Annotated in this window: 18 protein-coding genes, 4 pseudogenes and 1 riboswitch; of the genes and pseudogenes, 15 read left to right on the plus strand and 7 right to left on the minus strand. The window is 67.6% G+C overall.

Features of this window, described 5'->3' with window-relative positions; translation table 11 throughout:
• Positions 1 to 62 precede the first annotated feature (62 nt).
• Positions 63 to 770 carry a Tat pathway signal sequence domain protein gene (locus CSW63_RS03325; protein ID WP_082749569.1) on the plus strand — a complete coding sequence of 236 codons (708 nt, stop codon included), beginning with the start codon at positions 63 to 65 and terminating at the stop codon, positions 768 to 770.
• Positions 767 to 2,569 carry an arginine--tRNA ligase gene (gene argS, locus CSW63_RS03330; protein ID WP_062097185.1) on the plus strand — a complete coding sequence of 601 codons (1,803 nt, stop codon included), beginning with the start codon at positions 767 to 769 and terminating at the stop codon, positions 2,567 to 2,569. Before CSW63_RS03325 ends, argS begins: the two co-directional genes overlap by 4 nt.
• A gap of 3 nt (positions 2,570 to 2,572) precedes the next feature.
• On the opposite strand, the gene CSW63_RS03335 is transcribed toward argS, so the two are convergent.
• Positions 2,573 to 4,366 (minus strand): methyl-accepting chemotaxis protein, encoded by a 1,794-nt coding sequence (locus tag CSW63_RS03335; protein WP_062097186.1) that lies wholly within the window; start codon positions 4,364 to 4,366, stop codon positions 2,573 to 2,575.
• Between the two features lie 201 nt (positions 4,367 to 4,567).
• On the opposite strand from CSW63_RS03335, the pseudogene CSW63_RS03340 reads away from it, so the two are divergent.
• From CSW63_RS03340 to CSW63_RS03370, 7 genes and pseudogenes are all read left to right on the plus strand, one after another.
• Positions 4,568 to 7,068, plus strand: a pseudogene (locus CSW63_RS03340) (zinc-dependent metalloprotease).
• Positions 7,069 to 7,116: 48 nt separating this feature from the next.
• Positions 7,117 to 7,207, plus strand: a riboswitch (glycine riboswitch).
• A gap of 151 nt (positions 7,208 to 7,358) precedes the next feature.
• A complete protein-coding gene (gene gcvT, locus CSW63_RS03345) occupies positions 7,359 to 8,486 on the plus strand; it encodes a glycine cleavage system aminomethyltransferase GcvT (protein ID WP_082749571.1) in 1,128 nt (375 codons plus the stop codon).
• Between the two features lie 19 nt (positions 8,487 to 8,505).
• Positions 8,506 to 8,871, plus strand: a complete 366-nt coding sequence (gene gcvH / locus CSW63_RS03350) for a glycine cleavage system protein GcvH (protein WP_062097190.1) — start codon at positions 8,506 to 8,508, stop codon at positions 8,869 to 8,871.
• Positions 8,872 to 8,914: 43 nt separating this feature from the next.
• A complete protein-coding gene (gene gcvPA, locus CSW63_RS03355) occupies positions 8,915 to 10,261 on the plus strand; it encodes an aminomethyl-transferring glycine dehydrogenase subunit GcvPA (protein WP_062097192.1) in 1,347 nt (448 codons plus the stop codon).
• The gene (gene gcvPB, locus CSW63_RS03360) at positions 10,258 to 11,838 is read left to right on the plus strand and encodes an aminomethyl-transferring glycine dehydrogenase subunit GcvPB (RefSeq protein WP_062097194.1); all 1,581 of its coding nucleotides are present in this window, start codon (positions 10,258 to 10,260) and stop codon (positions 11,836 to 11,838) included. Before gcvPA ends, gcvPB begins: the two co-directional genes overlap by 4 nt.
• Before the next feature lie 132 nt (positions 11,839 to 11,970).
• The gene (locus CSW63_RS03365) at positions 11,971 to 12,390 is read left to right on the plus strand and encodes a hypothetical protein (RefSeq protein WP_062097196.1); all 420 of its coding nucleotides are present in this window, start codon (positions 11,971 to 11,973) and stop codon (positions 12,388 to 12,390) included.
• Positions 12,387 to 12,833: a hypothetical protein gene (locus tag CSW63_RS03370; protein WP_062097198.1), complete on the plus strand. Its 447-nt coding sequence runs from the start codon at positions 12,387 to 12,389 to the stop codon at positions 12,831 to 12,833. Before CSW63_RS03365 ends, CSW63_RS03370 begins: the two co-directional genes overlap by 4 nt.
• A gap of 39 nt (positions 12,834 to 12,872) precedes the next feature.
• Here the strand turns inward: CSW63_RS03370 and CSW63_RS03375 are convergent.
• Positions 12,873 to 14,554: pseudogene (locus tag CSW63_RS03375) on the minus strand (methyl-accepting chemotaxis protein).
• Positions 14,555 to 14,937: 383 nt separating this feature from the next.
• On the opposite strand from CSW63_RS03375, the gene CSW63_RS03380 reads away from it, so the two are divergent.
• Positions 14,938 to 15,402, plus strand: a complete 465-nt coding sequence (locus CSW63_RS03380) for a hypothetical protein (RefSeq protein ID WP_062097200.1) — start codon at positions 14,938 to 14,940, stop codon at positions 15,400 to 15,402.
• Positions 15,300 to 16,079 carry an HTTM domain-containing protein gene (locus CSW63_RS03385; RefSeq protein ID WP_168193591.1) on the plus strand — a complete coding sequence of 260 codons (780 nt, stop codon included), beginning with the start codon at positions 15,300 to 15,302 and terminating at the stop codon, positions 16,077 to 16,079. The genes CSW63_RS03380 and CSW63_RS03385 overlap by 103 nt, the downstream gene beginning before the upstream one ends.
• Here CSW63_RS03385 and CSW63_RS03390 read toward each other — a convergent pair.
• Both CSW63_RS03390 and CSW63_RS03395 read right to left on the minus strand, forming a co-directional pair.
• On the minus strand, positions 16,076 to 17,167 hold the full coding sequence (locus CSW63_RS03390) for a glycosyltransferase family 1 protein (RefSeq protein WP_062097204.1): 1,092 nt from the start codon (positions 17,165 to 17,167) through the stop codon (positions 16,076 to 16,078). The two genes, CSW63_RS03385 and CSW63_RS03390, sit on opposite strands and share 4 nt — an antisense overlap.
• Positions 17,167 to 17,991 carry a UDP-2,3-diacylglucosamine diphosphatase gene (locus tag CSW63_RS03395; protein ID WP_062097206.1) on the minus strand — a complete coding sequence of 275 codons (825 nt, stop codon included), beginning with the start codon at positions 17,989 to 17,991 and terminating at the stop codon, positions 17,167 to 17,169. Before CSW63_RS03395 ends, CSW63_RS03390 begins: the two co-directional genes overlap by 1 nt.
• 263 nt (positions 17,992 to 18,254) lie before the next feature.
• Here CSW63_RS03395 and CSW63_RS03400 point away from each other — a divergent pair, with 263 nt between their 5' ends.
• On the plus strand, positions 18,255 to 18,884 hold the full coding sequence (locus tag CSW63_RS03400; protein ID WP_062097208.1) for a TetR/AcrR family transcriptional regulator: 630 nt from the start codon (positions 18,255 to 18,257) through the stop codon (positions 18,882 to 18,884).
• Between the two features lie 296 nt (positions 18,885 to 19,180).
• Here the strand turns inward: CSW63_RS03400 and CSW63_RS03405 are convergent, their stop codons facing one another.
• Positions 19,181 to 19,405: a hypothetical protein gene (locus tag CSW63_RS03405; protein WP_062097214.1), complete on the minus strand. Its 225-nt coding sequence runs from the start codon at positions 19,403 to 19,405 to the stop codon at positions 19,181 to 19,183.
• A 224-nt stretch (positions 19,406 to 19,629) separates the two neighbouring features.
• Here CSW63_RS03405 and CSW63_RS03410 point away from each other — a divergent pair.
• Positions 19,630 to 19,847: pseudogene (locus CSW63_RS03410) on the plus strand (hypothetical protein).
• On the opposite strand, the pseudogene CSW63_RS24085 reads toward CSW63_RS03410, so the two are convergent.
• Both CSW63_RS24085 and CSW63_RS03415 read right to left on the minus strand, forming a co-directional pair.
• Positions 19,826 to 19,931 (minus strand): annotated as a pseudogene (locus CSW63_RS24085) (hypothetical protein); the annotation flags it as partial. The pseudogenes CSW63_RS03410 and CSW63_RS24085 sit on opposite strands and share 22 nt — an antisense overlap.
• Positions 19,932 to 20,053: 122 nt before the next feature.
• Positions 20,054 to 20,521, minus strand: coding sequence for an Lrp/AsnC family transcriptional regulator (locus CSW63_RS03415; protein ID WP_062095157.1), 468 nt, complete (start codon positions 20,519 to 20,521; stop codon positions 20,054 to 20,056).
• 124 nt (positions 20,522 to 20,645) lie between these two features.
• Between CSW63_RS03415 and CSW63_RS23300 the strand changes: the two genes are divergently transcribed.
• Together CSW63_RS23300 and CSW63_RS03420 are read left to right on the plus strand one after the other, a co-directional pair.
• Positions 20,646 to 20,906 carry a DUF6356 family protein gene (locus CSW63_RS23300; protein ID WP_062095113.1) on the plus strand — a complete coding sequence of 87 codons (261 nt, stop codon included), beginning with the start codon at positions 20,646 to 20,648 and terminating at the stop codon, positions 20,904 to 20,906.
• Entirely contained in the window at positions 20,903 to 21,904 is a 1,002-nt protein-coding gene (locus CSW63_RS03420; RefSeq protein ID WP_062095115.1) for a putative sulfate exporter family transporter, read from the plus strand. Before CSW63_RS23300 ends, CSW63_RS03420 begins: the two co-directional genes overlap by 4 nt.
• Positions 21,905 to 21,915: the final 11 nt, after the last annotated feature.

Below are 21,915 nucleotides of genomic sequence, written 5' to 3' on the forward strand. Positions count from 1 at the left end.
CTGCATGACGCGGGCGGGGCGCTGTGGCCCCGCTTGGCTCTTGTGTCCGGAATCGACGTTTCATGCGCCGCACCTTCACCCTCGCCCTCAGCGCCCTGATGGCTGTTTCGATCGCCGCGACCACGGCGACGGCCGTCCACGCCCAGTCGCGCGGCGACCAGGGCGGCGGCGAGGATGACGGGGCCAAGAAGCGCAAGCGCGACGAGGAATGGAACCAGCCCAAGGCGCCGCTGCCGCAGCTGCGCAACGCCGGTCCGTGCCCGTATGTGAAGGTGCTGTACGACGCCAGCCGCTATGTCGAGTTCAAGGACGGCAAGGAGTCGGCCTCGCAGGCCGGCTTCACCGGCGAGATCCAGAGCCTGACCTCTGGCTGCGCCTACCGGGGCGACGAGCCGATCAAGATCCGCGTCGAGGCGTTGTTCCAGTTCGGCCGTGGCCCGCAGGCCGTCGGCGACAAGCACGTCTATCGCTACTGGGTGGCGGTGACCGAGCGCAACCAGTCGGTCATCGCCAAGGAATACTTCGATCTGCCCGTCAGTTTCGCCTCGGGTCAGGACCGCGTCTATGCGCGCGAGACGCTCGAGCAGATCACCATCCCCCGCGCTGACGGCAAGGTTAGCGGCAGCAATTTCGAGGTCCTGCTGGGCTTCGACGTGACGCCGGAAATGGCCGCCTTCAATCGCGACGGCAAGCGCTTCCGGGTCAATGCCGGCCAAACGGCTCCGGCAACGCAGCCCCAGACCCAACCAGGGACGACCACCAAGCAATGAACGATTTGAAGCGGTCCTTGAGCGAGGCGGCCGCGGCCGCTTTCCAGGCCGCCGGACTGCCTCCCGAGTTCGGACGCGTCACGGCTTCCGACCGACCAGACCTGGCCGATTTCCAGTGCAACGGCGCCCTCGCCGCCGCCAAGAGCGCCAAGCGCAATCCGCGCGAAATCGCCGTGCAGGTCGTCGAGATCCTGAAGGGCGACCCGCGCCTGGCTTCGGTGGAGATCGCTGGCGTCGGCTTCATCAACATGCGTGTCAGCGACGAGGCCCTCTCGGCCCGTGCGCGTGAGATCGCCGCCGATGAGCGCACCGGCGCCCATCTGCTTGAGACGCCGCGCCGCGTGCTGATCGACTACGCTGGTCCCAATGTCGCCAAGCCGATGCACGTGGGCCATCTGCGCGCCTCGATCATCGGCGAGTCGATCAAGCGCCTTTACCGCTTCCGGGGCGACGATGTGGTGGGCGACGCCCACTTCGGCGACTGGGGCTTCCAGATGGGCCTGTTGATCAGCGCCATCATGGACGAGGACCCGTTCATCAACGCCTTGATGGAAAAGCTGCCGGAGGCCCCGCGCGGCTTCTCGTCGGCCGACGAGGCCAAGGTGATGGCCGAGTTCGAAAAGCGCATCACCCTGGCCGACCTCGACCGCATCTATCCCGCCGCTTCGGTGCGCCAGAAGGAAGATCCGGCCTTCAAGGAGCGCGCCCGCAAGGCGACGGCCGAATTGCAGAACGGCCGCTTTGGCTATCGGCTGCTGTGGCGCCACTTCGTCAATGTCAGCCGCGTGGCCCTGGAGCGTGAGTTCCATGCGCTGGGCGTCGACTTCGACCTGTGGAAGGGCGAGAGCGACGTCAACGACCTGATCGAGCCGATGGTGCTGCAACTGGAGGCCAAGGGCCTGCTGGTCGAGGACCAGGGCGCGCGCATCGTCCGGGTCGCCCGCGAGACCGACAAGCGCGACGTGCCGCCGCTGCTGGTGGTGTCGTCGGAAGGCTCGGCCATGTACGGCACGACCGATCTGGCCACGATCCTGGATCGTCGAAAGTCGTTCGACCCGCACCTGATCCTCTACTGCGTGGACCAACGCCAGGCCGATCACTTCGAGACGGTGTTCCGGGCCGCCTATCTGGCCGGCTACGCCGAAGAGGGCGCGCTGGAGCATATCGGTTTCGGCACCATGAACGGCGCCGACGGCAAGCCGTTCAAGACCCGCGCCGGCGGCGTTCTGAAGCTCCACGACCTGATCGAGATGGCCCGCGAGAAGGCCCGCGAGCGCCTGCGCGAAGCGGGGCTGGGCGCGGAGCTGACCGAAGAGCAGTTCGAGGACACGGCCCACAAGGTCGGCGTCGCGGCGCTGAAGTTCGCCGATCTGCAGAACTTCCGCGGCACCTCCTACGTCTTCGATCTCGACCGCTTCACCAGCTTCGAGGGCAAGACCGGTCCGTACCTGCTGTACCAGTCGGTGCGCATCAAGAGCGTGCTGCGCCGCGCCGCCGAGAACGGCGCCGTGGCCGGTCGCATCGAGATCCACGAGCCGGCCGAACGGGATCTGGCCATGCTGCTGGACGCGTTCGAGGGCGCGCTGCAAGAGGCCTATGACAAGAAGGCCCCGAACTTCGTCGCCGAACACGCCTATAAGCTGGCCCAGTCGTTCTCGAAGTTCTACGCGGCTTGCCCGATCATGAGCGCCGACACCGAAACCCTTCGCGCCTCGCGCCTGACCCTGGCCGAGACCACCCTGCGCCAGCTGGAACTGGCGCTGGAGCTGCTGGGCATCGAAGCGCCGGATCGGATGTAAGGATCAAGCGGCCATGGTGCGCGCGCCAGCCTCGATCTGGAAGCGCTCCATCAGCTGAGCGAGCTGCCGGGCCTCGTTGGTGAGGCTGTGGCTGGCGGCCGTGGTCTCTTCGACCATGGCGGCGTTCTGCTGGGTCACATGATCCATCTGGCCCACCGCTGAATTGACTTCGCCAAGGCCGGTGGCTTGGTCGTGGGCTGCTTGGGCTATGCCCTCCACGAGGGTCTGGATCTTGCCGAATTGCGCGACGACGCCGGTGAGTTCGCCGCCGACACGGCCGACCAGCTCGACGCCGTTCTCGACACTGCGGCTGGCCTCCTCGACCAGGGTCTTGATCTCCTTGGCCGCGTCGGCCGAGCGCTGGGCCAGGGCCCGCACCTCCATGGCCACGACGGCGAAACCGCGCCCGGCCTCGCCCGCACGCGCGGCCTCGACCCCGGCGTTGAGCGCCAGAAGGTTGGTCTGGAAGGCGATCTCGTCGACCACAGTAATGATCTGGCCGATCTTGCGCGACGAAGCGTCGATGCGCTCCATCGCGACGCCGGCCTCGCTTGCGACGGCGCTGGAGGCGCCGATTAGCTCGCGGCTCAGCGCGACCTCGTTGAAGGCGGTGCGCGCGTTGATCGCGGTGGTCTTGATCGTGGCCGTCACCTCGTCCAGCGCGGCGGCGGTCTGCTCCAGACCGGCCGCTTGCTGTTCGGTGCGCCGGGCGAGGTCATCGGCCGCCACGGTGATCTGCCGCGCGCCGCCGCCGACGGCGCTGGCGCTGGAGACGACCTGGTGGATGGTGTCCCGGAGGGTGGTGATCGAGTCGTTGAAGTTGCGCCGCAGGCGTTCGAACTCCTCGGGGAAGGCGGCGTCGATCCGTTGTGAGAGGTCGCCATGGGCCAGACGGCGCAAGCCTTCGTCGAGCGCGTCGACCACGAACGAGCGGCGTCCCCGGGCCTCGGCTTCGGCCGCCGCGTAAGCCTCCTCGCGGGCCGCCGCATAGCGGGCCTTTTCCTGCTGAACGGCCTGGCGACGTTCGATCGCGGCGGCGCGGAACACCGAAACGGCCGCCGCCATGTCGCCAACTTCGTCCTTGCGCTCGCGCATCGGCGGTTCTTGCGAGTAGTCCCCCTCTGCGAGCCGGCCCATGTAGGCGGTCATGCGCGCCAGCGGATCGATAATCCGTTTCCGCAGGGCGCCGACGCCCAGAAGGATCATCCCGAGCATCCCGATCGCCACCACGCCCAGGCCCGCAAACACGGAGAGGGAGGCGGCCTCTGCCTCATGGGCGGCGGTGGTCACCATCGCCCGCGCCTTCGCCGTCAATTCGTCCACGCCAACGCGGTGCCGACAATAGTGACCGTCCAACTTGGCCGCGGCCATGTTGACCGCGATCACGTCCCCCGATTTCAGGGCCGGCGCGTAGGTCTGGTCCAAATCGCGCCAGAACGCGCGACCATGCTGGTCCAGCCGTTCGAGCGAAGCCTTGGCGTCCTCGGGAATGTCCGACTTGCGCCAGTAGGCGACGCGCGTCTCATAGTCGGCGCGGAGCATGGCCAGTTTAGCCAAGGTGGCTTCGGCGGCGCTGGGATCCTGGCTGCCCTGTTCGACCACCAGCATGCTCTCCACCAGATAGGCTGGCGGCGGCAGGATGTCGGCGACGAGGTCAAAGGCTGCGGCTTGGCGATTGGCGATCGGCCCGCCCACCCGCAGATGCAGCAGGCCGAACGTCGCTGCAGCGATGGCGATCGTCATGCCGACCATCAGCGCGACGGTCAGGAGTTTCAGGAACGCATTGAGGCGCAGCATTTGAACCATGAGCTGGAGGTTGAATGGCCAAGCTTGAACTGCGCTGGAACGATGGTCGGCCAAAGGTAAACGTGATCGTAACCCGGTCTGCGACAGATTGTCCGGGCGTTCGGACGCCCGCAAAACGGGTGCCTGGAGTTGTGGATTGATTTCCCCCTAGCCGAGAGGACAGTCTGGGCCGAGTGAAGGCGCGAGGGGGTCATGGGGAAGACGTTTTTGAAGTCGCTGATGGCGGGCGCCTGCGCCTTGGCCATGGCCGGTCCGGTGGTCGCGGCCGACGGGGCCCCCGCCAAGCCCGGCGACAAGTTCGCCCAAGCCACTGCAGGGCTCGAACGCAAAGATGGCCTGGTTCCGGTGTTCGTTGACAGGAAGGACGGCCGGATCCTGCTGCTGCTGCCCAAGCCCGGCGCGGACGGGATCGCGGGGCGCTATCTCTATCAGACCTATCTGCGCGCGGGTCTTGGCTCCAACCCCACGGGCCTGGACCGTTCAGCGCCCGGCGACACCCAGATCATCGCCTTCCGCAAGGTGGGCGGCAAGGTCGTGGCCCAGTTCGAGAACTGGGGCTTCTCGGCCGCGCGGGGTTCAGCCGACGAGCGCCAGGCGGTGGCCGACTCGTTCCCGATCTCCACCGTCTGGTCGAACGCGGTGGCGGCTGAAGGGCCGGATGGCGGCCTCCTGGTGGATGTCACCTCGTTCCTGACCCGCGACGCCCAAGGGGTCGCCAGGACGCTCAAGCGCAGCCGCCAGGGCGATTTCCGCCTCCATGACGGCCTATCCTACGCCGACGCCGGCGCGGTGAACACCTTCCCACAGAACATCGAGCTCGAGGCCGTTCAGACCTTCGTCGGCGATGAGCCTGGGGCGGAGGTGCGCGGTATTGTTCCCGATCCGCGCAACGTCACGCTCGTCCTGCACCACTCCTTCGTCGCCCTGCCCGAGCCCGGCTATCAACCGCGCCAGAACGATCCGCGCGTGGGCGTGATCGATCACACCGTGGCCGACTATTCCGCGCCGCTGAACGAGCCGATCGTGCATCGCCTCGTCCATCGTTTTCGGCTGGAGAAGACCGACCCGACCGCCGCGCGCTCGCCGGTCAAGAAGCCCATCGTGTTCTACATCGATCGCGCCGCGCCCGAGCCGGTCCGCTCGGCCCTGATGGACGGCGCGCGCTGGTGGGCCCAGGCCTTTGAGGCGGCGGGCTTCATCGACGCCTTCAAGGTCGAGGTCCTGCCACAGGGGGTCAGCCCGCTGGACGCGCGCTACAGCGTCGTCAACTGGGTGCACCGCCAGACGCGTGGCTGGTCTTACGGCCATGCGGTGGTCGATCCGCGCACCGGCGAGATCGTCAAGGGCGACGTGCTGCTGGGCTCGCAGCGCATTCGCCAGGATCGCCTGATCTTCGAGGGCCTGGCCGGCTCCGACGCCACCGGCAAGGGCGGTCCCAACGATCCTATCGAGATCTCCCTGGCCCGCCTGCGCCAACTGGCCACCCACGAGATCGGCCACTCGATCGGTCTGCAGCACAACTTCGCCGCTAGCACCTATGGCGGCCGCGCCTCGGTGATGGACTATCCAGCGCCGAAGATCGCGCTGAAGGACGGCAAGCTCGACTTCACCGACGCCTATGGCCGGGGCGTCGGCGATTGGGACAAGTTCGCCATTGACTGGCTGTACGGTCCCGCCCCGACCGGCGTCGACGAGAAGGCCTGGCTGAAGGCCAAGGCCGACAGGAGCCAGGCCGCCGGTCTGCGCTATGTGTCGGACGAGGATGCGCGCAGCGCCGACACGGCCCATCCGCTGGGCGCGGTCTGGGACAACGGCGGCGATCCGGTCGCCGAGCTTGATCACCTGATGGCCGTGCGCAAGGTCGCGCTGGACCGCTTCGGTCTTGCCAACCTGCCCAAGAGCGCCTCGGTCGCCGACCTGCGGCGCGTCATCGTGCCGATCTATATCTTCCATCGCTACCAGATCGACGCGACCGCCAAGCTGGTCGGTGGGATCGACTTCACCTACGGCGCCGAGGGCGACGGCCATGAGGCCAGCAAGGTCGTGCCGGCCGACCGTCAGGCCGCCGCCGTCGACGCCCTTTTGCGGACCCTGTCGCCGGGCGCCCTCGACCTGAATGACAAGGCGCTGGACGTGCTGACCTCGGGCCAGTCGCAGGGGAACGACAAGGCCTACGACATCGAGACCTTCGGCCAGGGGCCGGTCTTCGACCTGCCCGCCGCGTCCGAGGTGGCGGCCGACCTTGTTTGGAGCGCGCTGTTCGCGCCCGCCCGCCTCAACCGCCTGGTCGAGGCCAAGCGCCGCGATCCTGGCCAGCTCGGGCTCGACGGCGTGATGGACAAGGCGCTGGCCGCTGTCGCCTTCGACGGCAAGGCCACGGGACGCCAGGCCGAGCTGGCGCGGCGTGTCCGGCAGCGCCTGGTGGTCAGCCTGGCCCAGACCCTGAACGACAAGACCCTCGCGCCCACGGCCGCCGCGGTGATCCGCGCGCGCCTCGCCGACTGGGGCAAGGGTCTGGCCAAGGCGGGCGGCGACAGCGCTGACCGGGCCCAGGCGCGGCTCCTGGCCGGCATCGTCGCCGACGAGACCGGCGGACGCCTTGCGGCCCTGGTCGAGGGCGGCAAGGCCAAGGTCGAGGTCCCCCCGGCCCCCCGATCGGCGAGACGGACTGGTTCGGGGATCTCGTTCCGTGATGGGGCAGGCCGTGCTTGACTCGCACGGCCGCCTCCCGCATGACCCCAACGACCCTCGCGGGAGACATCGGGATTCGCTCCCGAGGCCGAAGGCGCAACCGCCCCGGAAACGCTCAGGCAAAAGGACCGCGCGGGTTTAGGAACGCTGGAAAGCAGCCTCTCCACCGGAGAGGCTCGCCGAAGGAGCAAGGCCAAACCCGTCCGGCAGAGGGGCGAGGCCGGAATCTCTCAGGCTCAAGGGACAGCGGGGGCGACTTGCCGGCGTGAGCCGGTCCCGTCGCCGACCCCGCTTGGAGCCCCGCCGCGTGTCCGACCAAGATTTGAAGAAGACCCCGCTCTACGACGCCCATGTGGCGGCCGGCGCCCGCATGGTGCCGTTCGCGGGCTATTCCATGCCGGTGCAGTACAAGGACGGGGTTCTGAAGGAGCACCTGTGGACGCGCGAGCACGCCGGCCTGTTCGACGTCTCGCACATGGGTCAGGCCCGCATCCGCGGTGAGAACCCCGCCAAGAGCTTCGAGAAGGTCGTCTCGGCCGACTACCAGGGCCTCAAAGCCGGTAAGCAGCGCTATGGCGTGCTGCTGAACGCCGAGGGCGGCATCGTTGACGACCTGATGACCGCGCGTCCCGATGACGACGGCCTGTTCGTCGTGGTCAACGGCGCCTGCAAGGACAACGACTACGCCATCATCGCCCGTGAACTGACGGGCGAGGCCACCGTGACCCGCCTGGAAGACCGCGCGCTGCTGGCGCTGCAAGGTCCCGAGGCCGCCGCCGTGCTGGCCGCCCATGTGCCCGAAGCGGCTGAGATGGTGTTCATGGACGCTCGCGCCCTGACCGCCTTCGGCGTCGACGCGGTCATCTCGCGTTCGGGCTATACCGGCGAGGACGGCTACGAGATCTCGGTCCCGGCCGAGGCCGCCGAGCGCGTCTGGAACACCCTGCTGGCCAACGAGCGCGTCAAGCCGATTGGCCTCGGCGCCCGCGACAGCCTTCGCCTGGAAGCGGGCCTGCCGCTCTATGGCCACGACCTGGACGAGACCGTCTCGCCGATCGAGGCGGGCCTGAACTTCGCCGTCGGCAAGTCGCGCCGCGAGGCCGGCGACTACCTCGGCGCGGCCCGCATCGCCAAGGAACTGGCCGGCGAGCTGTCGCGAGTCCGTGTGAACCTCAAGGTGCTGGAAGGCGCGCCGGCCCGCGAAGGCGCCGAGATCGCCGACGAAGCAGGCAATGTCATCGGCAAGGTGACCAGCGGCGGCTTCGCGCCCAGCCTCGGCTACCCGATCGCCATCGGTTTCGCCCCGCCGGCCTATGCGGCGGTGGGCACGAAGCTCAAGGTCATCGTCCGGGGCAAGCCGGCCGCCGCCGAGGTGGTGGCGAGCCCCTTCGTTCCGAACCGTTACGTCCGCAAACTCTAAACTCAGGGGACTCACCCAGATGCGTTTCACCAAGGATCACGAGTGGGTCATCGTCGAAGGCGACGTGGCCACCGTTGGCATCACCGCCTACGCCGCCGAGCAGCTGGGCGACGTGGTGTTCGTCGAGACCCCTGAAGCGGGCAAGGTCGTCAAGCAGGGCGAAGGCCTGGCCGTCGTCGAGAGCGTCAAGGCCGCTTCGGACGTCTACGCCCCGGTGTCGGGTGAGGTGATCGAGGGCAACGGCGAACTGGCCGACGCGCCGGAGACCGTCAACGCCCTGCCGGAAAGCGGCGGCTGGTTCGCCAAGATCAAGCTGTCGAACCCGGCCGAGGTCGACGCCCTGATGGATCGCGACGCCTACGAAGCCTTCCTCGCCACGCTGTAACCAGGACCCCTTCCCCCGAGGGGGAAGGGAGCAGGACAAGAACATGCGCTACCTCCCCCTGACCCCCGAAGACCGCGTCGAGATGCTCGGCGCGATCGGCGTCAAGTCGATCGACGACCTCTTTGTCGACGTGCCGGCCTCGGCCCGTCGCGACGCGCCGGTCGACCTGCCGCACCATGCCGGCGAGCTGGATGTCGAACGCGAGATGGCGGGCCTGGCCCGTCGCAATCGCGCGGCGGGGGAGGGGCCGTTCTTCTGCGGCGCCGGCGCCTATCGCCACCATGTGCCGGCCACGGTCGACCACATCATCCAGCGGTCGGAGTTCCTGACCAGCTACACGCCGTACCAGCCGGAAATCGCCCAGGGGACACTGCAGGTCCTGTTCGAGTTCCAGACCCAGGTCGCGGCCCTGACCGGCATGGAAGTGGCCAACGCCTCGCTCTATGACGGCTCGACCGGCGCGGCCGAGGCCGTGATGATGGCCCAGCGCGTCACCCGCAGGAACAAAGCGGTGATGTCGGGCGGCCTGCACCCGCACTATCTCGGCGCGATCGAGACCCTGGCCCACGCCGCCGGCGTCACCACCCAGGCCCTGCCGGCCGCCGTCGACGCCGAGGACGCGGTGATCGCCGCCATCGACGCCGACACCGCTTGCGTCGTCGTCCAGACCCCGAACGTGTTCGGCACGGTCACCGACGTGACCAAGATCGCCGAGGCGGCCCACGCCGCCGGCGCGCTGCTGATCGTGGTCACCACCGAAGCGGTCTCGTACGGGCTGCTGAAGTCGCCGGGCGAAATGGGCGCTGACATCGCCGTGGCCGAGGGCCAGTCGATCGGCAACGGCCTGAACTTCGGCGGTCCCTATGTCGGCCTCTTCGCCTGCAAGGAAAAGTTCGTCCGCCAGATGCCGGGCCGCCTGTGCGGCGAGACCGTCGACGCCGACGGCAAGCGCGGCTTCGTGCTGACGCTGTCGACCCGCGAGCAGCACATCCGCCGCGACAAGGCCACCTCGAATATCTGCACCAACAGCGGCCTGTGCGCCCTGGCGTTCTCGATCCACATGAGCCTGCTGGGCGAGACGGGCCTGCGCCAACTGGCGTCGGTCAACCACCAGAAGGCCCTGGCCCTGCGCGACGCGCTGAAGGCCGTACCGGGCGTCGAGGTCCTCACGCCGCGCTTCTTCAACGAGTTCGCCATCAAGGTTCCGGGCAAGGCCGCCGAGGTCGTCGAGACTCTCGCAGGTCACGGCATCATCGCCGGGGTGCCGTTCTCGCGCCTCGACGCCAAGGCCGGCCTGGACGACGTGCTGCTGGTCGCCGCCACCGAGACCACGCTCGATATCGACATCAATGTTTTCGCCAAGGCCCTGACCAAGGTGTTCGCCCAATGAGCATGAACAATGTCGGCCGCCCCACGCGTCCCGAAGCCGCTAATGACGCCGTTGTCGGCCATGAAACCCTGACGGGCGCGCGCGGCCTGCTGCAGGACGAGGCCCTGATCTTCGAACTGGACGGCTGGAACAAGACCGGGGTCGACCTGCCGCCCGTCACCGCCGCGCCGTCCAGCGATCTGGCCGGCCTGCTGCGGTCCGAGCCGATCGGCCTGCCGGGCCTGTCCGAGCCGGAAGCCGTCCGCCACTACGTGCGCCTGTCCCAGAAGAACCACGCCATCGATCTGGCGCTGTATCCGCTGGGCTCGTGCACGATGAAGCACAACCCACGCCTGAACGAGAAAATGGCGCGCCTGCCCGGCTTCTCCGACATCCACCCGCTGCAGCCGACCTCGACGGTGCAGGGCGCGCTTGAGCTGATGGATCGCCTGGCCCACTGGCTGAAGACCCTGACCGGAATGCCCGCCGTCGCCCTGACGCCGAAGGCTGGCGCCCATGGCGAGCTGTGCGGTCTTCTGGCCATTCGCGCCGCCCACGAGGCGGCCGGCAACGGCCACCGCAAGACGGTGCTGGCCCCGACCAGCGCCCACGGCACCAACCCGGCCACGGCGGCCTTCGTCGGCTACACGGTCGTCGAAATCGCTCAGACCGAGGATGGCCGTGTCGACCTGGCCGACCTGGAGTCCAAGCTCGGCGACCACGTGGCCGCCATCATGGTCACCAACCCCAACACCTGCGGCCTGTTCGAGCGCGACGTCGTCGAGATCGCTCGCCTGACGCACGCGGCGGGCGCGTACTTCTACTGTGACGGCGCCAACTTCAACGCCATCGTCGGCCGGGTGCGTCCGGGCGACCTGGGCGTCGACGCCATGCACATCAACCTGCACAAGACCTTCTCCACGCCGCACGGCGGCGGTGGTCCGGGCGCAGGTCCGGTGGTGCTGTCGGAGGCGCTGGCCCCGTTCGCGCCGACGCCCTGGCTGACCCATGGAGACAACGGCTTCGAGCTGGCCGAGCACGCCGGCGACGACGACGCCAAGACGGCCTTTGGCCGGATGAGCGCCTTCCACGGGCAGATGGGCATGTATGTCCGCGCCTACGCCTACATGCTCAGCCACGGGGCCGATGGCCTGCGGCAGGTGGCCGAGGACGCCGTCCTCAACGCCAACTACGTCAAGGCGCAGCTGAAGGACGTGATGAGCCCGGCCTTCCCCGAGGGGCCGTGCATGCACGAGGCTCTGTTCGACGACGCCTGGCTCGAAGGGACCGGGGTGACCACGCTCGACTTCGCCAAGGCGATGATCGACGAGGGCTTCCACCCGATGACCATGTACTTCCCGCTGGTCGTCCACGGCGCAATGCTGATCGAGCCGACCGAGACCGAGAGCAAGCAGGAGCTGGACCGCTTCATCGTCGCCCTGCGCGCCCTCGCGGGCGCCGCCAAGGCCGGAGACGTCGAGCGGTTCAAGGGTGCACCCTTCCACGCGCCGCTCCGGCGCCTGGATGAGACTCAAGCCGCCCGCAAGCCCCGGCTGAGGTGGAAACCTGTGGCCGCGGCGCCACTAGCGGCTGAATAGCATTTTCCATACCCCCCTTGCGACCAGAGGGCGCCTTTACGGCGCCCTTATCCCTCCACATATCGGGGAGGCGCATCGGGGCTGACTGGTTTTTTCAGGGAGCAGGCGAAGCGCAAGCCCGTTTGACCTCCCATGACCGCTTTTGCTTTCGCCATGCCGCGCGCCCGCCGCACCGCCGATGACCTCGCCCGCGAGCTCGTCGCGCGCTTCTTGCGCGTGTCGTTGGTCGCTCTTGGCCTGGTGTTTATCGCCGGCGGCGCCCTGATCGCGCCGCTGCCCGGTCCCATGGGCCTGCCGCTGACGGTCATCGGCCTGATGTTGGTGCTGCGCAACTCGTTCAAGGCGCGCAAGCAGTTCGTCCGTTTCCAGCACGCGCACCCCAAGCTGGTCTTTCCGATCCGTCGCCTGCTGCGCCGCGAGCCCGAGGTCGTGCTGGTGGCCTGGCAGCAGGCGCTGCGCATCGAGCGCATCGTCATGCCGCGCAAGTGGCGCGTGGGCGTCCGTTGGCGAAAGTCGTTGAAGCGGCGCGCCCGCCAGCGCGCGGACCGGTGACCGCGAGCGCCCCAGCCTTGGACGGCATCAAGCACAGGGTCCGTCGCCGCGCGCGGCTAGCCCTGCTGCTCCGCGAATCGGCGGCCCGGGCCTTCCGCTGGACGGCCATCGGCTTCGGGGCCCTCGTGATCCTGGCCGGGGCCATCCTTACGCCGCTGCCGGGACACCTGGGTCTGCCGCTGCTGGTCATCGGCCTGATGATCGTGCTGCGCTACTCGTTCCAGGCCCGCAAACAGTTCATCCGCTGGCAGCGCCGGCATCCCAAGCTGGTCTTCCCGATCCGCCGATTGATGCGTCGCGAGCCGGAGGTGCTGCTGGTGGTCTGGCAACAGATGTTGCGGACCGAGAAGCTGATCCTGCGCAAGGCCCGCTGGCGGATGCTGAAGAAGACCCGCAAGCGCGTGCGGCACTACGTGGCGCGCAGGACCGCCCAGGCCGGTTAGCAAACGCTCTGGCCAAGGCGGCGCCTCGCCGTGGCCCGCCTAGGCGGCGTGTCGAGACTGGCGATCGACGCGCGTCGTGACGTTGAAGCGGGCGATCAAGCGGTCGAGTTCACTGGCCTCCTGGCGCAGGTTCGACGCCGCCGCCGTCGCTTCCTCGACCATGGCGGCGTTCTGTTGCGTCACCTGATCCATCTGGTTGACCGCCACATTGACCTCACCCAGGCTGTGGCCTGTTCGCGCGAGGACTGCGCGATCTCGCTGATCAGCGTGTCGATCTCGCTGACCTTGCTGACGATCGTACGCAGCGCCTGGCCGGTGTCGCCCACCAGTTTCACGCCGCGCTCCACCTGAGCCGAGCTGTTGGCGATCAACACCTTGATCTCCTTCGCGGCGTCGGCCGAGCGTTGGGCCAAGGCGCGGACTTCCTGGGCCACCACGGCGAAGCCTCGGCCCGCTTCCCCCGCACGGGCGGCCTCGGCGCCGGCGTTCAAGGCTAACAGGTTGGTCTGGAAGGCGATCTCGTCGATAACCCCGATGATCTGGCTGATCTGGTTCGAGCTCGACTCGATGCCGTCCATTGCCGCAACCGCCTCTCCGACGATCTCGCCGGACTTGGCCGCGTCGATCCGCGCCCCCGAGGCCGCGGCAGACGCGCGTCTGGCGCCGTCGGCGCTTCGCGCGACCGTGGCGGTGATCTGATCCAGAGCCGCAGCGGTTTCCTCCAGGCTGGCGGCCTGCTGCTCGGTGCGGCGCGACAGGTTGTCCGAAGCAGCCGAAATCTCGTTGGCGCCGGTGGTGACGTTCCGGGTCGCTGCGGCGACCGTTCCGATGGCTTCGTCCAGCGCCGCAACGGCGCCGTTAAAATCGTCCCGGACGTTCGCGAATTGAGCGTCGATCTGGCCGGACATCCGGTAGCTCAGATCGTTCTCGGCCAGCCGTGACAGGGCCTTGGCGATCTGATTGACCGCATCCACACGGCCGGTCACGTCGGTGGCGAACTTGACGACCTTGGCCACGCGGCCCTTGGAGTCGAACACCGGGTTGTAGGAGGCCTGGATCCAGATCTCCTTGCCGCCCTTGCCGATCCGCTTGAACTCCTCGGCCACGAACTCGCCGGCGTTCAATGCGCGCCAGAACGCCGTGTAGGCGCCAGAACGGGCATAGTCGGGCTCGACGAACAAGCTGTGATGCTTGCCCTTGATCTCCGTCAGCGAGTAACCGACGGCGTTCAGGAAGTTTTCGTTGGCGTTCAGGATGACGCCATCGGTGGTGAACTCGATGGTGGCCTGCACACGCTCAACGGCGTTGAGCTTGGCCAGCCGCTCGGCTTCCGCCTCTTTCTGGGCGGTGATGTCTGTCGCCACCTTGAGGACCTTGGTCACCTGGCCGGCGGCGTTCTTGACGGGATTGTAGGACGCCTGAATCCAGACCTCACGGCCTCCCTTGCCCAAGCGCAGATACTCCCGCGCGTCGAACTGCCCACGCGCCAGTTGCGCCCAGAACTCACGATAGGCCTGGCTGGCGGCGTATTCGGGATCGACAAACAGGCTGTGGTGCTTGCCGACGATCTCCCGCTCCTCATAGCCCAGGGCCTTACAGAAGTTGGCGTTGGCCGTCAGGATCACGCCTTTGATGTCGAACTCGATCATCGCGAGCGACTTGTCGAGCGCGTCGATCTTATGAGCAGCGTCGCCAGAGAAGCCATTCAGAAAGCTGATCATTCGGCACTGCCCATTCGTCCATGGAGGGTTTTCACGCTTCGAATAACATGGGTCTCCATGGTGAATTTCTGGTAAAAATGACCGTAGTTAACTGCAACCTCGAGGAGGTAATTCACTCGAATTGAGTACAGTTATTTAGCTGTGGAAGCGACTTGAGTGCCATTATCAGCAGAAGTCGAGACAATATCTTAAATTCATCCATAAGTTTAGCGAGCTGTATAGGTTATATCTTGGGTCGCAGCTCGCCCCTTTGGTTTCTTTGTGGTGCAAGTTTCGGAGTGCGCAGCGCATTTGGCGCCCGCGATCCAGCGCTATAGCCTGGTCGTGAAAGGATCTTCCCATGTTCTGTCGAGCCGCCTGTATCAGCGCTCTGCCGATAATCGATGCCGACTGACCTTCGGGCCCTTGTCGCGCCGCTGAAGCTGCTGGCTCCGGCGTTGGTTCCGTCCTGGAACTTCTTCGACGTGATCGCGCCTGCGCCGCGCGTCGAGTACGCCCTGCTGGCTTCGCCCGGCGACGCGAGCGGAACTTGGCGGGTGTTTCGGCCACGGCCTGAGCGCGTGTCGCTGGCGCGGATGGCGCGCCGGCTGTTGTGGAACCCGCGCTGGAACCAGAGCCTGTTCGTCATGAGCTGCGCCGAGCGGCTGGCCGAGGATCGCACGCCCGAGCATAGCGAGGCTGAGCTCTTCAAGCGCATCGCCGCCGATCTGGCCGCAGAGCCCGCAGACCCGGCCCGTCCCTGGCTGTGCTTTCGTCTCGTGTTCGTACATCGCGAGGGCGAAACCCTGACCGAGGAGGTGATGGTCCAGCCCGCCCCACGGCGGCTGGCGGAGATCGACATCCGATGAGCCTCGAGCTGGCGCGTCGCCTCGTCGAGATCCTGCTGGCCCTGGCGCTGATCCAGCAGAGCGTGGAGCATCTGCGCGGGTTCCGAGACGAGCGGATCCTGTTCTCCGCGCGGATCGTCCTGGCGATCCTGGTGCTGGCCGGCGTCGCGGGCCCCTGGCCGCTGGTCGGGCTGGCCGGACTGTCGCTGCTGATCCTCCACCGCTTCCAGGGGCCCTATAACGGCGGTAGCGACCGCATGGGGCTCTTGATCCTGTGGAGCCTGACGCTGTCGAGCTTGGCGCCGACGCCGATGCTGGCCGAGCTGGCCTTCGGCTATCTGGGCGCGCAACTGACCCTGTCCTATTTCATCTCGGGCTGGGTGAAGGTGGTGAACCCGGACTGGCGCTCGGGGCGGGCGCTGCGGGATGTGTTCCAGTTCTCGGCCTATCCGGTCGCCGAAAGCCTGCGCGGGTTCGCCCATCGGCCGCGTCTGCTGCGCGCGATGTCGTGGGCCGTGATGGGCTTCGAGCTCGTGTTTCCGTTGACCCTGCTGTGGCCGCCGGCCTTGGCGGCGGGCTTGGTCGTGGCCGGGACGTTCCACCTGGCCAACGCGTGCCTGTTCGGGCTCAACCGCTTCTTCTGGACGTGGCTGAGCGCCTATCCGGCCATCCTGTGGCTGCAGGGACGTGTCTTTTAGGCGGCCGTCTTCTTGCGCAGGCGGGCCAGACGCCGCAGCCGTCGCCAGAAGCGGGTCTTTTCCGGCTCGGGATAGGGCTGCAGGTTGCGGAAGAACTCCTCGGCGCAGGCGCGCCACGAGAACCGCTCGGCGAACTTGCGGACCACGGTGCGGTCCAGGTCCAGGCACGCCAGGCACGCCTCGCGCAGGCCTTCGGTCTGGCCGGGCGCGAGGACGCCGGCGTTGGAGCCGGGGATGATGTCCACCGGACCCGGAGCCGAGAACGCCGCCACCGGCACGCCGGCGGCCATGGCTTCCAGGATGACAAGGCCGAAGGTGTCGGTCAGCGAGGGGAAGCAGAACACGTCGGCGCAGCCGAAATAGCGGCCCAGCTCGTCGCCGAACTTGGCGCCCAGGAACTTCACCTCGGGATACTTCTCGGCCAGCTCTTCGCGCTGGGGGCCGTCGCCGATGACGACCTTGGTGCCCGGCAAGTCAAGGCTGGCGAAGGCCTCGATGTTCTTCTCCACGGCCACGCGGCCGACATTGAGGAAGATCGGCCGGGCCAGGCCCTCGAACAGGTCCGGCTCATCCGGCTGGCGGGGCTTGAAGATGTCGGTGTCCACGCCGCGCGACCACGGCGAGAGGTTGCGGAAGCCGTGCTTGGCCAGCTCGTCGCGCATGGTGGGCGTGGCCACCATCAGGCGACCCGACGGCTTGTGGAACCAGCGCATGTAGGTGTAGCCGGCCGCCAGCGGCAGCGGCAGGCGGGCCGAGACATATTCAGGGAACTTGGTGTGGTAGCTGGTCGTGAACGGCAGCTTCCACTCCAGACAGATCCGCCGCGCGGCCAGGCCGATCGGTCCCTCGGTGGCGATGTGGATCGCCTCGGGCTCGAACAGCTTGAAGCGCTCCTGCACCGGCTCATAGGCGCCGATGGCCAGCTTGATCTCGGGATAGGTCGGCAGCGGGAAGGTCGGGAACTGGTCGGGGCTGACCACGTCGACGATGTGGCCCATCGCGCGCAGCTCCTCGACCACGCGGGTCAGAGTCCGCACCACCCCGTTGACCTGGGGCTCCCACGCATCGGTCGCAAGCAGAATTCGCATCAGGCGGCGGCCGGCTCCGGCAGCGGCTCATCCGAGGGGGCGGCGGGCGCGCGGTCGATCACCGACCACGAGCGCATCTTGGCCCATTCGAGAATTTCCAGGCGCCCGTCCGCGTGCTCGGCCAGGGCCGTGCAGCTTTCCACCCAGTCGCCGTCATTGACGTAGTGGATGCCGTCGATGTCGCGCATCTCGGCCTTGTGGATGTGACCACAGATCACACCGTCCACCCCGCGACGTCGGGCCTCGTCGGCCACGGCGGCCTCGAAGTTCTCGATGAACTGCAACGCGTTCTTCACCTTGACCTTCAGATAGGCCGAGAAACTCCAGTATCCGAATCCCAGGCGGCGCCGCAGGCGATTCACCAAGGTGTTCAGCATGAGGATGGTTCTATAGGACCAATCCCCGAGGAAGGCGAGCCACTTGGCGTGTTGCACAACGCCGTCGAATTCGTCGCCGTGCACCACCAGGTAGCGCTTGCCGGCCGCCGTCTCGTGGATCATGTCGCGCGCCACCACCACGCCGCCGAAGTGGACGCCGCAGAACTCGCGCACCCGATCGTCGTGGTTGCCGGGCACATAGATCACCTCGGTGCCCTTGCGGGCCATGCGCAGGATCTTCTGGACCACGTCGTTGTGCGCCTGGGGCCAGTGCCAGCCGCCGCGCAGCTTCCAGCCGTCGATGATGTCGCCCACCAGATAGAGCTTGTCGCACTCGATGTGACGGATGAAGTCCAGCAAGAGCTCGGCCTGACAGCCGCGTGTGCCCAGGTGCAGGTCGCTGATGAACACGGCGCGGTAGTGGCGGACGGCGACGTGGGCGCTCATGGTCGAATCCCCCTCGCGGCCGCTGCAGATCGCTCCGTCCCCGGATCGGCGCGATGGCGGCCAGTGGGTGGCGATTAAGCCGATTGCATGTCGCTTTGATGAAGCTCGTCCGATCGTGCGCCGCGGCAGGCCTCCCCTACGTAAGCCTGGAAAACACGCAGTTTCGACCTAAATGTCAAAAACCTGACCCGCGCCCGAAGCCTTTCACTGCAAGGGCCCGCTGGCCTGTTGCGGTGCAGCATGGTGCGCACTAGATCAACCGCATGGACGCCGCCCGCCTCGCCAAGGACACCCGCAAGTCGCAGAAGACGCGCGCGCGGATTCTCGACCGGGCGATGCATCTGTTCGCCGAGATCGGCTATCACGCGGCCACCAACCCGGCCATCGCCGACGCTGCGGGCCTGACGCGCGGGGCGATGCTCTATCACTTCCCCACCCGCGAGGCCCTGGTCGAGGCCGCCGTGGCTCATATCCAGGCCGAGCGCTCGGCCCTGTTCCGCGCCGCCGCCGACAGCCTGCCGCCTGGCGCCGACGTCACCGAGCACGCGATCGACAGCTATTGGGATCTGCTGCACAGCGTGCCCTTCACCGCCTTCGCCGAGCTGGAGGCCGCTGGCCGCACCGACCCGGCCATCCATGCTCTGCTGGCGCCCGCTCAGGCCGAGTTCGACCGCGCCCAGGCCGGCGACCATTTCCTGAAGATTCTTCATGCCGGCGCCGGTCCCCGCTTCCAGGCCAGCCGAGACCTCGCCCGCTTCATGCTGGAGGGCCTGGCCCGCACCACCCTGACCTACGACAAGGACGGCCGGAAGGAGCGCCTGCTAGCGGTGATCAAGCGCGCCACGCACATGCTGAACCGCAAGGGCGACATACAGGATCTATGGCCGGAGTAGGGGGCTCCGGGCAGGCGATGAGACCGGGAAGGTCGGGCTTCTGGGGGGGGCGTTAGACGCTGCTCACGACCCTGGTCGGATATTTCAACGAACGACCTCCTCGGCGAATGCCGGGGCCCAGATTCATCTGGGGCGGCTGGGGATGATGCGACGTCACGCGGCGCTTATCGGACAGCGACTGGCGGGTTCGATCTGGATCCCGGCATTCGCCGGGAAGGTCGGGTTTCTGGAGGGGTGTTAGGCGCTGCTCACCACCCATCACAGACCTTCGATCCGTCCGCTTTTGGCAGCGATCGCTAACCCGTGCGCTTGGCCGTCCAGGGCTTGAACAGGGCGATCCACAGCGCCAGCACCGCGACATAGGAGATGAGCTGCGCCGACGGGGAGATCGGGCCGAGGCTGCCGTGCAGCGCGGCGATCAGCGTCACCCAGAGCGGAATCGCGTTGGCGACACAGGCCAGCCAGGCCGAAAGGCTCTGGCCGTGATCGACGGGCGCGGCGGCGGCGCTAGGCTTGGACATCGTCTCCCGCTCCGGACGTGAAACCGAGCGTCACCCAACCGCGCGGGCCCGCGCCGATCAAACCAGTTCCGCTGAGGCGGGCGATAGCGCGGCTGAACGACCGTGGCCCTCGACGGGGATCGAGGACGCCCAATCCCCGTCATCGGCGGCGCCAGAGTCCATGAAATCAGAGGCTTGCGATTTTTCAGCGCCGCTGAATCATCCGCGTTGAAATCACCCTCACAATGCTTCCACCTCGTCGCGAGGAAGGGGCGCATGGCCAGCGACCATTTGCGGCGGCGGGGGGCGGTCGAGCGGGGACAGGTTCGAGGGGGATACTCGGACGGTCCGGGGATCTGGTTGCTGGCCAGACCCGCCCGCCGTCGGCGTGGTCGAGGGAAAGGGTTCGTCCCTCTTCGATCGCCGGGCGATGCCGGAAACGGAAGCGCCCGGGTCCCGGTAAGGCCCGAACAGGGCCACCTTCCCGGGACGCTGGCGGACAACGGCTGCGCGGAGCGTCGGGCTTCGTCGAAACGGTATTTATCAATCAACTCCGGACGGATGTCCGGCGCTCCGCATCCCTTTCTAGACCTTCAGCGGCGAGCCGCGTGAAGTGGCGGCGGCGCGCCCAAATCCTCCCCAGTTGGGAGAGGATTGTCTAGCGCCCCCTCACGTCGGCGCGATCGGCAGGGCGGTGGTGAACTTGATCTGCTCCATGGCGAAGCTGGACGAGACGTCGGTCAGCGGGGCGGTGGCGATCAGCCGTTTGTAGAAGCGGTCATAGGCGGCGATGTCCTTGACCACGACCTTGAGGAGATAGTCGACATCACCGCTCATCCGGTAGAACTCGACCACCTCGGGCAGGGCGCTGGCGCCGGTGGCGAACTGGTTCAGCCAGCCCTCGTCGTGGTGGCCGGTCTTGACGGCGACGAAGACGGTCAGGCCCAGGTCGAGGGCCTCGCGGTCCAAGAGGGCGACGCGGGCGGTGATGACCCCGGCGTCCTGCAGGCGGCGCACCCGCTTCCAGCAGGGGGTCTGGCTCAGACCCACCCGCTCAGCCAGCTCGGCGATGGGGACGGTGGCGTCCTCCTGCAGGATAGCCAGCAGGCGACGGTCAATTTGATCGAGATCAATCATCTCGAAGTCCACCCTCAGAGAGAATTTTATTCTCCGTATCGCGGAAATGGTAACCTTTCAAACAATGTCTTTCTCCGAATCCACGGCATCCTAGAACGCCTCGGTTTCAGCCAGCGGGGCTCCCATGGACCTGTCGTTCACGCGTCATCCCAAATCGGTCGGCGAGACCTATGGCCAGCACATGGGCGTGGCCTGGAGCTTTGGCTTCACCCTGCTGGGCGCGGGCCTGGCCTGCATCATCCACGGCATCCTGCCGTTCGCCTTCGAGCGCACTGGCAGCCAGACCGTGCGCCGCCTGCACGAGCGTCTGAGCAACCGTTGCGCCAAGGCCGACGCCCACTTCGCCGCCGCCGCCTCGATGAACGGCGAAACCGTCCGCGGATGACCGCCGCGGCCCTGCGCCTGAACGCCGTCCGCATCGGGCCGGGCCTCTTGGCCGGGCTCCTGATGGCGGTGCTGGCCAAGCTGCTGTCTCAGAGCCTCCACGCTCCCGCGCCTCTGCTCGCGGTGGCGCTGGGCATGATGCTGGGCGCTCTGGGCCTGCAGGGACAACTGGGCGCGGGCCTTGATCTCTTCGCCAAGCCGGGCCTGCGGTTGGGCGTGGCCATGATGGGCGCCCAGATCAGTTGGACGGAGTTCGCCGCCCTGGGCGGTCCGGCCGTGCTGGCCAGCGGCGCGGTGGTGCTGGGCGGCCTCGGGATCGGGGCTCTGGCCGGCGCGGCCCTGGGTCTGCCGTTGGCCGAGGCGCTGATCGCGGCGGCCGCGTGCTCGATCTGCGGAGCCTCGGCGGCGCTGGCCGCCTCGCAAGCCGCCCCGTCCAGCCCCGAGAACCAGCGCACGACGGCGCTGGTCATCGTCGGGGTCAACCTGCTCTCGACCGTGGCCATGCTGGCCTATCCGCCGGTCGCCAACGCCCTGGGCCTGACGGCGCACCAGGCCGGGGTGTTCTTCGGCCTGTCGATCCACGACGTCGCGCAAGTCGCTGGGGCGGGCGCCTCGGTGTCGCCGGAGGTGGCCGGGACAGCGGCGCTGGCCAAGCTGTCGCGGATCCTTTGGCTGGGCCCTGCCGTGGTGTTGATCGGCCTGATGCTGACCCGCACCTCGGAAGGCGGCCGCGTCTCGGGTCTGCAAGCCCCGCCGCTGTTCGTCTGGGGTTTCGCGGCCCTGGCCGCAGCCCGGGGCCTCAATCTGATCCCGCCGTCTCTGGTGTCGGTCCTCGCGGCTTGCTCCAGCTTCCTGCTGCTGGCCGGGGTCGGGGCCATCTCGGCCAAGCTCGGCCCCAAGGCCCTGCTCGAGGTCAAGCCGCGCCTGGCGATCCTGCTGGTGACGCTCACGGTGGCCGTGGCGATCCTTGCCTACGCCCTGACGAGGATTTTCTTCTAAAGACAAGCCTT

It is taken from the genome of Caulobacter sp. FWC26, assembly GCF_002742645.2.
GTDB lineage: Bacteria > Pseudomonadota > Alphaproteobacteria > Caulobacterales > Caulobacteraceae > Caulobacter.